This window comes from Sulfitobacter sediminivivens, from assembly GCF_042611115.2.
Classification (GTDB): Bacteria; Pseudomonadota; Alphaproteobacteria; order Rhodobacterales; family Rhodobacteraceae; genus Sulfitobacter; species Sulfitobacter sediminivivens.
Map to the genome: position 1 here is coordinate 66489 of NZ_JBHGAR020000004.1, position 11819 is coordinate 78307.

Sequence of the window (11819 nt, forward strand, 5' to 3'; positions counted from 1 at the left end):
AGAGGACGTGGGCAAACGGCCCCGGGGTAATTCCCGGTGGTCGTTTTTTTGTGTCTGCTCGGTTGGGGAACGCCAAACGAGAGGTATGAGCAAGAATGACAATGATTACCCCGGAGCAAGATATTGCCGAAAGTGAAGAACTGCTTTCTTCGCTTAAGAGTGCGATCAGCGACCTGCGTCGTGAAGTAGAAAACCTGAAAAAACAGGCGAGATCCGGGGAGGAAATCAATGAAACTGCGGCGACCAAGGTGATTGGCAAAGTCACCAGTATTGTTGGGAACTGCGCAAAGGTGGAGACCTATCTGAATGAGTGTCGAAACAGACAAGCGGGCATTGCCCGAGGGGGGTATGCCCTTGATCTTGACAAGGCGCGGGTTGAGATCGGGTGCAAGTTGGATCGGCTCCGCCGATGTGGCGGTACAAGACCAGTTTCTGAATGATCTGGATGAGGGAGAGCTTTTGGCTCTCCCTTTTTTGTTCGAGTTCTGGGCGATGGATCATCAATTGCCACCAGCGGGTGACTGGCGGTCCTGGGTGATCATGGGCGGCCGTGGTGCGGGCAAAACACGTGCGGGTGCAGAATGGGTCCGGTCCGTGGTCGAAGGGGCCAAGCCGCTGGATGCAGGCAAGTGCCGCCGTGTGGCATTGGTGGGTGAGACCATTGAGCAGGTGCGCGAGGTGATGATTTTTGGCGACAGCGGGATATTGGCCTGTTCGCCGGCTGACCGCAGGCCAGATTGGGAGGCTACGCGCAAACGCCTTGTCTGGCCCAATGGTGCGGTGGCCACGGTGCACACAGCGCATGATCCCGAGGGGTTGCGCGGACCGCAGTTTGATGCGGCATGGGTGGATGAATATGGGTGTGCCGCCGTAGACAAGGGCGCGAACCAGCCCAACAAATTTCTGGACCTGAAGAGTTCAGAAAGCAGCCTGCCCAGGTACTCCACCGGTGCCCGTGATGATCTGATGCAGATGCAATATTTGCGGGCGATGTCGGACTATTGGGGTGATCCGGCGCATAACCCGCAATCGAGCGAATATGACGGTGTCATGTTGGACATGCGGCGCGCCTTTGTCTGGGCATGGGACGTGCGGCCCTATCCGTTCTTTCCCAACAACCGGACCTTGTGGAGCGACGGTCAGAACTATGCGCGCGGACATTGGATCAATGGGCGCACGTCATCGCGGTCGCTTGCTTCTGTCGTGGGCGAAATTTGCCGCCGCGCCGGGCTGAAAGACTATAACCCCAAGGGGCTTTATGGCTATGTCCGGGGCTATGCCGTTGATCAGGTGACGGACGCCCGCGCCGCATTGCAGCCTTTGATGATCCGGCACGGGTTTGACGCGATTGAACGCAATGGTGTGCTGAATTTCCGGATGCGGGATGGCGTGGACGCGATCACGCTCGACCCTGAGCAGCTTGCGGTCAGCCCCGAATTGGACGGAGTGATCGAACAGGTTCGAGATGCAGATGCGGAAATCACTGGTCGGGTCAGGTTGAAATTTGTTCAGGCGGACGGCAATTTTGACCCCATCGCCGAAGAAGCTGTTTTGGCGGATGAAGCCACCCACGCCGTATCCGCCTCTGAGTTGAATATGACGCTGACCCGGTCGGAAGGCAGGCAGGTGGCTGAGCGATGGCTTACTGAGGCACGGGTGTCGCGAGAGAACATCAGGCTGGCCTTGCCGCCGTCACAAATGGCGTTGGGCGCGGGCGATGTGATCAAGATGCCGGGGGACGGGGCCGAAGGGCCGGGGCTCTACCGGATTGACAGGGTGGAACAGGCAGATGTCCAGGTGATAGATGCCGTACGGATTGAGCCAGAAGTCTATGATCCTGCCCCACTGAATGACGAATTGGTACCATTGCGCCCCTTTGTGTCTCCTGTGCCAGTTCAGCCCTATTTCATGGATTTGCCGTTGTTGCGGGGGGATGAAGTGCCGCTTGCACCCTACATTGCAGCTACAGCGCAACCTTGGCCGGGCGCTGTTGCGGTGTACCAATCCGCAACGGACGCAAACTATCAGCTCAATTCAATTCTGCCTGTGCGTGCGACAATCGGCGTGACCCGCAGTGCAATGGCTGCCAGTTCTTCTGGTCTGGTTGATCGCGGTGATGTTCTGGAGGTCAAGTTGACAAGTGGCACGTTGGAAAGCGTGAGCATGGACGCGCTATTGAGTGGTGCCAACCTTGCGGCAATTGGCGATGGTACTTCGGACAATTGGGAAGTTTTCCAGTTTAAGGATGCGGAATTGGTCGCGCCCAATACCTATTGGCTCAGGAACAGGCTGCGCGGGCAGGCGGGGACCGATGGATTGATGCCCGATGTCTGGCCAACTGGATCAACATTTGTGTTGTTAAATGGGGTACCTTTGCAAATTGAACTGAGCCCCAACTTGCGCCGCGTGGTGCAACACTACCGGATCGGGCCGGCACGACGAGGCACCGATGACCCATCATACCGGCATTTCGTGCGTGCATTTGCCGGAAATGGTCTACGCCCGCTAAGCCCGTGCCATGTATCGGGCAGGCTGGCCGCGAACGGAGACCGCACATTTTCCTGGATCAGGCGCACCCGCGTAAATGGCGATTCCTGGGACATCCCAGACGTGCCATTGGGTGAGGAAAGCGAAAGCTATCAGGTGCGGGTGTTGCAGGGGGAAACGGTATTGCGCGAGGTCTTGGTCAACAGCCCGACATGGACCTATCCAAGTGCTGCACAGGTCGAAGATTGGCTTGGGTCTGGGGCTGTTTTGTCGGTCGCCCAGATCTCAGCGACCTTTGGGGCGGGGCTGGACAGACGGGTCGACATAGGGGCCTGATGCGCGAGGTGTTTCCGAGCGACCTGACGGCGGCGGCGCGGCACCTTTTGGCCGTGCCGCATGACTTGCGCGAAGACGTCTGTGCCCAACTGCTTCGAGAGGCGGATTGGGCGGATAAGTTCGCCAAGCGGATGGGAAAGCCGCATCCGCGCTGGGGTAATGGCACGTTGATGGCTGTTTCGCGTACGCGGCAGATGATGCCGGAAAAATCATTTTCAGACCGCGAATATGCCCTTTGTTTTGCCGTGATCCTCCAATGTCTTCAGCGGCATCGTGCCGGGAAGGCTTGTAAGTCTCAGTTACATGCCCACATGAAAAATTAGGTGCATCACGGGTTTGCGTTTGGTTAAGTGATGCTGCATGAGGTAATCTAAACCTATCGAAGGGACCACAACATGGCCGAAACCCGCAGAAACATCGCCCAGATTGACCCGGTTTGGGAACGCATTCAAGACGAGGCCCAACAGGCAGTCATTGATGAGCCTTTGATTGGCGGCTTTGTGCATGCATGTATCCTGCACCACAAATCCATCGAAAAGGCGCTGTCCTACCGCATCGCGGCCAAGCTGTCATCAAACGAGATGTCGATGATGGTTGTTCGCGAGATCGTGGATGAGGCTTATACTGCCGAGCCTGATCTGGTGGCCGCGGCGCGTGCGGATCTGGTTGCAATTTTTGAGCGTGACCCGGCGTGCCATCGACTGTTGCAGCCGATCTTATACTTTAAAGGGTATCAGGCAGTGCAAGCCTATCGGGTAGGCCATTACCTCTGGAAGAACGGCAAACGTGATTTGGCCTATTTCGTGCAGATGCGCGTCAGCGAAATTTTTGGTGTCGATATCCATCCGGCGGCCAAGGTGGGTAAGGGCATTATGATCGATCATGCCCATTCCATCGTGATCGGCGAAACCGCCGTGGTCGGGGACAACGTGTCGATGCTGCATTCGGTCACGCTGGGCGGTACCGGCAAGGAAGAAGAAGACCGCCACCCCAAGATTGGGGATGGCGTGCTCATCGGGGCCGGGGCCAAGGTGCTGGGCAACATCAAGGTCGGCCATTGCAGCCGCATTGCCGCAGGGTCGGTGGTGCTGGAAGAGGTGCCGCCTTGCAAGACTGTAGCGGGGATACCCGCACGGATTGTGGGTGAGGCGGGCTGTGATCAACCAGCTGTTTCGATGAACCACATGTTGGGCCCTTGGGAACAAGACCAGTAATCGGATTTCGTAATAATTGAAAAAGCCGGGGTCATTGCCCCGGCTTTTTTTGATATCGCCAGATTAAGTCGTGCGCCGGGGCCAAATCGAATTCGACGATCCCAAATAGATCAGATCAGCTGGCGATCAGGCCAACATCGTCATCGGTGCCTCAAGGTTATCCTTGATCGCGTTCAGCAATTCGGCACCCAAGGCACCGTCGATGACACGGTGATCGACGGATAGTGTGACTGACATGACCGTGGCCACAGCCACTTCACCTTCTGCGTCCACAACTGGCTTTTTCACGCCGGCACCTACCGCAAGGATCGCGCCGTGCGGGGGGTTGATCACGGCATCGAAATTGTCGATCCCCATCATCCCCAGATTTGAGATTGCAAAACTGCCGCCCTGATACTCATGGGGGGCAAGTTTGCGGCTCTTCGCACGGGTGGCCAGATCTTTCATCTCAGCCGACAGCGCAGAGAGCGACTTCATCTCGGCGTCTTTTAGAACGGGGGTAAAGAGGCCACCCTCGATCGCAACAGCAACCGCCACGTCAGAAGGTTTGAGTTTCAACATCCGATCACCGGCCCAGACCGCATTTGCATCTGGCACCTGTTGCAATGCCAGCGCGCAGGCTTTGATGATGAAGTCATTGACGCTGAGTTTCACGCCACGCGGTTCAAGCTGTTTGTTCAATTGCGCGCGGAACGCCATCAGCGCATCCAGTTGGATATCGCGCCGCAGATAGAAATGCGGAACGGTTTGTTTGGCTTCGGTCAGGCGCGCTGCGATGGTTTTGCGCATGCCATCCAATTTGACCTCTTCGTACTCCCGATCCGCGTAAATCTTGGCAATGGCATCGGCAGAAGGGCCAGCAGCAGCGACAGCGGCAGGTGCGCCTTTTGGTGCCTCGGCTACGGCGGCTTTTGGCGCGTCGGATTTGGACAGACCCTCAACATCTGCCTTAACGATACGGCCATGCGGGCCTGAGCCCTTTATGTCCGCCAGATTGAAACCTTTGTCAGCCGCAATGCGACGTGCAAGCGGCGAGGCAAAGATGCGGTCACCCTCAGCACTTTTGGGTGCTGCGGGTGCCGGCGCTGCGTCGGTTTCACTGCGGCCATGTCCTTTAGCCGGTGCGGTCGCGTCCGACGCTTCAGCAGGTGCCGCGTTGGAGGGTGCCTGCGGCTCAGGCGCGGATGCAGCACCGATGTCATCTGCGCTTTCGCCATCTTCCAGCAGCACAGCAATCGGCGTGTTCACTTTCACCCCTTCGGTCCCATTAGAGATCATGATTTTGCCAATAGTGCCTTCATCCACGGCCTCGAATTCCATCGTGGCCTTGTCGGTTTCAATCTCGCACAGGATATCCCCGGAAGACACAGTGTCACCTTCTTTGACCAGCCATTTGGCCAATGTGCCTTCCTCCATTGTGGGTGAAAGGGCGGGCATGAGAATTTCGATAGGCATGGTGCCGCTCCTTATTTGTATGTCACTTTTTTTACCGCATCGACGACTTCGGCGGCCGTCAGCAGGGCGTGTTTTTCCAAATTCGCCGCATAGGGCATTGGCACATCCTTACCGGTACAATTGATCACCGGCGCATCAAGATAATCAAACGCTTCCTGCATGATCACGGATGAGATGTAATTGCCGACAGAGCCTTGAGGCCAACCTTCCTCGACCGTCACACAGCGGTTGGTTTTCATTACCGATTTTATGACGGCGGGCGTGTCCATCGGACGCAGGGTGCGCAGGTCGATGACTTCGGCCTCGATACCGTCTTCGGCCAATTTTTCGGCGGCTTCCAATGCGTAGGTCATGCCAATGCCAAAGCTGACGATGGTGACATCCGATCCCTCACGCCAGATCCGGGCCTTGCCGAACGGCACGGTATAATCATCGACGTCAGGCACATCAAAGCTGCGCCCATAAAGGATCTCGTTTTCCAGAAAGATCACGGGGTTGGGATCACGGATCGCCGTTTTCATCAGGCCTTTATAGTCAGAGGCGGAATAGGGCATGACAACCTTGAGGCCCGGCACCTGCATGTACCATGCAGCATAATCCTGGCTGTGTTGGGCACCCACACGGGCCGCAGCACCATTGGGTCCACGAAACACCATGGGCGCGCCCATCTGGCCACCGGACATATAGAGCGTTTTGGCGGCGGAATTGATGATGTGGTCAATCGCCTGCATGGCAAAGTTGAAAGTCATGAATTCCACAATCGGGCGCAAGCCACCAAAGGCGGCACCCGTGGCAATCCCGGCAAACCCATGTTCGGTGATTGGGGTGTCGATCACGCGTTTGGACCCAAATTCATCAAGCATCCCCTGGGATATCTTGTAGGCACCCTGATATTCAGCAACCTCTTCGCCCATCAGGAACACGCTGTCGTCGCGGCGCATTTCCTCGGACATGCCGTCGCGCAACGCCTCGCGGACGGTCTGCTGCTTGAGCGTCGTGCCCTCGGGCCAATCCGGCGTGGTGTCACTTTGCGGTGCTGCGGGCTTGGGCTGGCTCATCCCGGCACTTGGGGCTTCAGCTTTGGTGTCAGCTTTTTCCGCCTCTGCGGGGGCAGGGGCCGCTGATGCGCTGTCGATGTCATCGGCGCTTTCGCCATCCTCCAAAAGAACTGCGATGGGGGTGTTCACCTTCACCCCTTCAGTCCCCTCGGCAATCAAAATCTTGCCAATGGTGCCTTCGTCGACGGCTTCGAATTCCATCGTGGCTTTGTCGGTTTCAATCTCGGCCATGATGTCACCGGATTTGACCGCATCACCTTCTTTGACCAACCATTTGGCAAGCGTGCCTTCTTCCATTGTCGGGCTCAGGGCGGGCATGAGAATTTCAGTAGCCATTGATCAAGCCTCCTGTGGAACTTCGGTTGCGTAAATGTCTGTCCACAGCTCATCCAGATGTGGTTCGGGGCTTTCCTTGGCGAAATCGGCGCTCTCGTTCACGACCTTCTTGATCTCCTTGTCGATCTCTTTGAGGTCATCCTCGGTTGCATGTTTGCCGGTTAACAGCAGGCTGCGCACGGCCTCAATCGGGTCACGTTCGTCGCGCATCTTCTGGACCTCTTCGCGGGTCCGGTATTTCGCCGGGTCCGACATCGAATGGCCACGATAGCGGTAGGTCTTGATTTCCAGAATGTAGGGCCCTTTGCCCGCGCGACAGTGTGCCACCGCCTTTTCGCCGGCTTCCTTGACCGCAAGCACGTCCATACCGTCGACTTCCTCGCCCTCGATGCCATAGGCGGCACCACGTTCCCAATAGCTGGTTGAATGGGTCGACCGCTTGGTCGAGGTGCCCATCGCATATTGGTTGTTCTCGATCACAAAGATACAGGGCAGGTCCCAAATCTCGGCCATGTTATAGGCCTCATAGACCTGACCCTGGTTTGCGGCACCGTCCCCAAAATAGGTGAAGGTGACATTGTCGTTGCCTTTGTACTTGTCGGAAAAGGCCAGACCCGCACCCAGTGGCACCTGTGCTGCGACAATGCCGTGGCCGCCATAAAAATGCTTCTCTTTCGAGAACATGTGCATGGAGCCGCCCTTGCCTTTGGAATAGCCGCCTTCGCGGCCCGTCAGTTCGGCCATCACGCCCTTGGGGTCCATGCCACAGGCCAGCATATGACCGTGATCGCGGTAGGAAGTGATGCGTTTGTCACCTTCTTTGGCGGCGGCCTCAAGCCCCACAACAACCGCTTCCTGCCCGATATAAAGGTGGCAGAACCCGCCAATTAAACCCATGCCATAAAGCTGACCTGCCTTTTCCTCGAACCGCCGGATCAACAGCATGTCCTTGTAATAGGCTTTCAACTCATCGGCTGAAACATTCGATTTCCTGGTGGGTTTCTTGGCTGCCATGGGCATTTCCTCCGTCAGCGCGGGCCGTGGGTGCGCAGAGATAGTTTAGCGTTAAACTATTGTTTATCGGATTCGGGAAGGGAAGGGTAGGGGCATTGTGACGTCGGGTTAAGGGGGCCAATTCAAGGTGTGGACACCGAGCGTCGTTGCCATCCTTTCGGTCTATGGGGCGCAGTTATATAGCAGGTCTGGACCGAATCCGAAGTGGACCATCACGTCAGAAGGTCAGGACCGCCAATTCACGGCATGCAAAATGCTTGCACCCGGTTGACCCGGCAATTCAAACTCACCCAAGAGTTCAAACTTCAGATTTGGATCATCACCAACCAATGCACGCGTCACGTCAGATACAAGAACCTCACCTCGACCAGCAACAGCGGCGATACGAGCGGCAATATTGACAACCGAGCCAAAGAAATCTTCATGGGACTGCACTACATCGCCAGTATGAATTCCAACTCTAACGGCTAGCCGTGGCTCGGCAATTTCGTTCGCCAGATCAAGCTGGATTTCACCTGCTGCCGACATTGCAGATCGAGCAGACGCAAAAGACGACATTGTACCATCGCCAAGTGTTTTGACTAATTGGCCTCCATTCGCTTCAATGACCCGTCGTACTGCCGCAAAATGTGCATTGATCTTCGCAGACCATGCACGATCTCCTAGTGTGTTTGCGATGACAGAGGATGCCACAACATCCGTAAACATGACCGAAGCAAGGCCCTCGGTTTGGCCTAACGACATACTCTCACGCGCTGCCTCTGCCAGTTGAGACATTGACGTCTGCTCCATCCCCATGATGACTTGATTAGGTGTTGGCACAGAGCCGTGCCGACTGATGATTTTCCAGCTCCCCTGCTCCAGCGCGAATACCAGTGTATCGCGAAATTCGAACGGTTTTTCGGACCTGCCCGCTAAAGTGACCTTGTTAATGAGCGTGGCCCATCCGATGTTGCCTGCTTCAAAGGCTTCCGCGAAAAGCTCCTCCATGTGCAGGATATCAGGCTTATCTTGAAAATACGCGACAACCGCGTCCCTTACTTCCTGACCGCACCAGTTCTCGCCACTCGCCGACCCTAGAAAGCGAAGATTTTCGCTGTTGGACAGAAAATTGGGCAAAGCTATCTGATCACCATTGCTGTGGTTCATGTACCAGCGGCGCGATACAGCAAGCAATTCTGAAGAAGGCTTGATCATAAGTTTTTTCCAAGCGGGCTGCGGTTTGCTATCGCTCTTGCCGCTGTTCAGCAAAAAGGTCCTAGTTGATGAATACCGGAATTGCCTTGCAACTCAAACGGCAACTTTGTCCGCCTAGCGATCCTTACCGAATAACAATCTCGTCTGAACGCAGCATCCCAAGCACCTTGCGCACGCGTTCATCCAGCAGGTCCAGATCAAGGTAGTCATCCGACAACCGATGGGTCAGATTTTCCATGCGCATGACGTCGGCGCGCACAGCGGCAAGCTGCACCCGCAAGTCCTGACTTTCGGCGACAATTTCGGCGCGCCGGAACAAACCAAAACTGCCCTGCACGGCGGCAAAAGTGAAATAAAGGCTAAGCGCAAAAGCAATTGCAAAAAACAGCAACGTGCCAAAAGCGGGGCGTGGGGTACGGGTCATCTGGTCTGCCTCAAATCGTCTCTTGCTGGACGTCCACTGACTATGACACAGATGATTCGCCCTGTGAATCCCCATATTTCATATGAGGTTAGCTTTTTGACATAAATATGCTTGTCACCCACACCACCATGAAACGGGGCGAAATGCGGGGCGAGAATGCAAAGAACTTGTTCATCAGTCCGGGCACAATCACGGCTTTGCCACGCAACATGCCATCCCAACCGATCTGCGCAACCTTATCCGCGGCGGCGGGCGGCGCGATTTTCAGCAACCGAATACCGTGCATGCCTGCAGCATCGAAAAAGTTGGTCTGCGTCGCACCGGGGCAAAGCGCCGTTACGGTCACGCCTGAACCGCGCACTTCAAACGCGACCGCCTCGGACAACGACAGCACATAGGCCTTCGTCGCATGATAAACGGCCATGTTCGGCCCCGGCAGGAATGCAGCCGTCGAGGCGACGTTCAATACCCGCCCACCGCCGGACCCTCGCATATGGGCAATGGACAGTTTCATCAGCCGGGTCAGGGCGGACATATTAACCTCGATTGAGCTAAGCTCGCGGGCCCAGTCGGCTCCATTATCTCTGTCTTCGGCAAATGGCCCATTGCGACCCAGTCCAGCATTGTTCACAACGACGTCAATCTCGCGTTCGGCGGTCGCTTCGGACCACAGCCGGTCAACCTGGCTGCTGTCATTCAGGTCTGCCGGGACTACCACCACCTGTGTCCCGCCTGCACGCAATTGGGTCGCCAGCGCTTCCAATTTGTCCTCAGATCGCGCAGTGAGGATCAGATTGCGCCCCTCGCGTGCAGCGATCCGGGCAAATTCAACGCCCAGCCCCTCGGACGCCCCGGTGATCAATGTCCATTTCGTCATCGGTGTACGTCCTTGATGCAGGTGAAGGTCAGGCGTTCGTCAATAGCGGGTCTGATGGCAATCCGCCAGTTTGTCGAAGATGCGGTGATAGCCTGCTTGCCGCCAGACATCCGCACTAAGCGTCTTCAAGTGCCGCCCGCTCTTAGCCCTCAAGGGCCGCAACACCGGGCAGGGTTTTGCCTTCCATCCACTCCAGAAACGCGCCTCCGGCGGTTGAGATATAGGTGAAATCATCCGCCACCCCCGCTTGATTGAGAGCGGCAACGGTGTCACCGCCACCAGCCACAGAAATCAATGTGCCATCGCGGGTCTGCGTAGCCGCCGCCCGAGCCGCGGCAACAGTCGCCGTATCAAACGGGGCAATTTCAAAGGCTCCCAAAGGCCCGTTCCAGATCAGCGTCTTAAGGCCCTCAAACGCCAGACGCACGGCCTCGATGCTGGCGGGGCCAGCATCCAGCACCATCTGATCCGGGTCCAGAACGGTACCGGCCCCCAGTGGCACAACCACGTGATCCGCCCCCGGCGCAAATTCCGTGGCAACCATGCCGTCCACGGGCAGGATCACCCGGCAACCGGCCTTGTCCGCCTGCGCCATGATGTCTTTTGCCGTCCCAAAAAAATCAGGCTCTTGCAGCGATTTGCCCAAATTGGCCCCAAGTGCTGCCAGAAATGTATTGGCCATGCCGCCACCGATCACCAGCACGTCGAGACGGTTCACAAGGTTCTCAAGCAATTCGATCTTGGTCGATACCTTGGCCCCGCCCACCACAGCCCCAACCGGGCGTTCAGGGTTCGAAAGGGCCGCTTCAAGCGCGCTTAGCTCTGCCTGCATCAGCCGTCCGGCACAGGCGGGCAAAAGCCGCGCCAGCGCTTCGGTTGACGCATGGGCGCGGTGTGCGGCGGAAAAGGCATCGTTGCAATAAACATCCCCAAGCGCTGCCAACCGGCGCGCAAAGGCGATGTCATTGGCTTCTTCGCCGGGATAAAACCGGATGTTTTCAAGCAGCAACACATCTGCCTCCCAGGCATCCGCATTCAGCGCCTCAGCGGCCTCAAGCGTTTCTAACAACTGCACCTTGCGCCCCAACGCCGCCTCAAGCGCGGGCAGGATCTGTGCAAGGCTCATCTCGGGGGTTACTTTGCCCTTTGGCCTGCCAAAATGCGCCAGCAGCATTGGCTTGCCGCCCTTGGCCAGAATGTCGGCAACTGTCGGCACTATCCGCTCAATCCGGGTTGCATCGGTGACATGGCCATTTTCCACCGGCACATTTATGTCGACGCGCACTAGAACCCTATTTCCTGCCACATCCATATCATCCAGCGATTTCCAGCTCATTTCACGTCTCCCTGACCATCTGTTGCGCCTGTGTTTTGCTGTTCTGGCCGCTTAGGTCAATGGAGCCGCTTGGCAATTGTGGAAA

11 protein-coding genes are annotated in these 11819 nt (G+C 56.7%); 4 read left to right on the forward strand and 7 right to left on the reverse strand.

Going from position 1 to position 11819, the window contains the following annotated elements; translation table 11 throughout:
• Positions 1-95: 95 nt before the first annotated feature.
• The 4 genes from ACEWL3_RS06150 (at position 96) to cysE (ending at position 4037) form a co-directional block, all read left to right on the forward strand.
• Entirely contained in the window at positions 96-440 is a 345-nt protein-coding gene (locus ACEWL3_RS06150; protein ID WP_386178108.1) for a hypothetical protein, read from the forward strand.
• 100 nt (positions 441-540) lie between these two features.
• Positions 541-2823 carry a baseplate megatron protein TIM-barrel domain-containing protein gene (locus ACEWL3_RS06155; protein ID WP_435000630.1) on the forward strand — a complete coding sequence of 761 codons (2283 nt, stop codon included), beginning with the start codon at positions 541-543 and terminating at the stop codon, positions 2821-2823.
• Positions 2823-3146 (forward strand): DUF7742 family protein, encoded by a 324-nt coding sequence (locus tag ACEWL3_RS06160; RefSeq protein WP_386178112.1) that lies wholly within the window; start codon positions 2823-2825, stop codon positions 3144-3146. Before ACEWL3_RS06155 ends, ACEWL3_RS06160 begins: the two co-directional genes overlap by 1 nt.
• 72 nt (positions 3147-3218) lie before the next feature.
• Positions 3219-4037 carry a serine O-acetyltransferase gene (cysE, locus tag ACEWL3_RS06165; protein ID WP_386178114.1) on the forward strand — a complete coding sequence of 273 codons (819 nt, stop codon included), beginning with the start codon at positions 3219-3221 and terminating at the stop codon, positions 4035-4037.
• Between the two features lie 126 nt (positions 4038-4163).
• Here the strand turns inward: cysE and ACEWL3_RS06170 are convergent, their stop codons facing one another.
• The 7 genes from ACEWL3_RS06170 to ACEWL3_RS06200 all read right to left on the reverse strand — a co-directional run bounded on the left by ACEWL3_RS06170 (position 4164) and on the right by ACEWL3_RS06200 (position 11734).
• Positions 4164-5492: a pyruvate dehydrogenase complex dihydrolipoamide acetyltransferase gene (locus ACEWL3_RS06170; RefSeq protein WP_386178116.1), complete on the reverse strand. Its 1329-nt coding sequence runs from the start codon at positions 5490-5492 to the stop codon at positions 4164-4166.
• Positions 5493-5503: 11 nt separating this feature from the next.
• Complete coding sequence (locus tag ACEWL3_RS06175) at positions 5504-6886, reverse strand: pyruvate dehydrogenase complex E1 component subunit beta (protein WP_386178117.1); 1383 nt, start codon at positions 6884-6886, stop codon at positions 5504-5506.
• 3 nt (positions 6887-6889) lie between these two features.
• Positions 6890-7900, reverse strand: a complete 1011-nt coding sequence (gene pdhA / locus ACEWL3_RS06180; RefSeq protein WP_114878385.1) for a pyruvate dehydrogenase (acetyl-transferring) E1 component subunit alpha — start codon at positions 7898-7900, stop codon at positions 6890-6892.
• 225 nt (positions 7901-8125) lie between these two features.
• The gene (locus ACEWL3_RS06185) at positions 8126-9097 is read right to left on the reverse strand and encodes an adenylate/guanylate cyclase domain-containing protein (RefSeq protein WP_386178119.1); all 972 of its coding nucleotides are present in this window, start codon (positions 9095-9097) and stop codon (positions 8126-8128) included.
• Positions 9098-9221: 124 nt separating this feature from the next.
• The gene (locus tag ACEWL3_RS06190) at positions 9222-9521 is read right to left on the reverse strand and encodes an FtsB family cell division protein (RefSeq protein ID WP_386178121.1); all 300 of its coding nucleotides are present in this window, start codon (positions 9519-9521) and stop codon (positions 9222-9224) included.
• An 88-nt stretch (positions 9522-9609) separates the two neighbouring features.
• On the reverse strand, positions 9610-10398 hold the full coding sequence (locus ACEWL3_RS06195) for an SDR family NAD(P)-dependent oxidoreductase (protein ID WP_386178123.1): 789 nt from the start codon (positions 10396-10398) through the stop codon (positions 9610-9612).
• Between the two features lie 142 nt (positions 10399-10540).
• Positions 10541-11734: a phosphoglycerate kinase gene (locus ACEWL3_RS06200; RefSeq protein WP_386178125.1), complete on the reverse strand. Its 1194-nt coding sequence runs from the start codon at positions 11732-11734 to the stop codon at positions 10541-10543.
• Between the last annotated feature and the right edge of the window lie 85 nt (positions 11735-11819).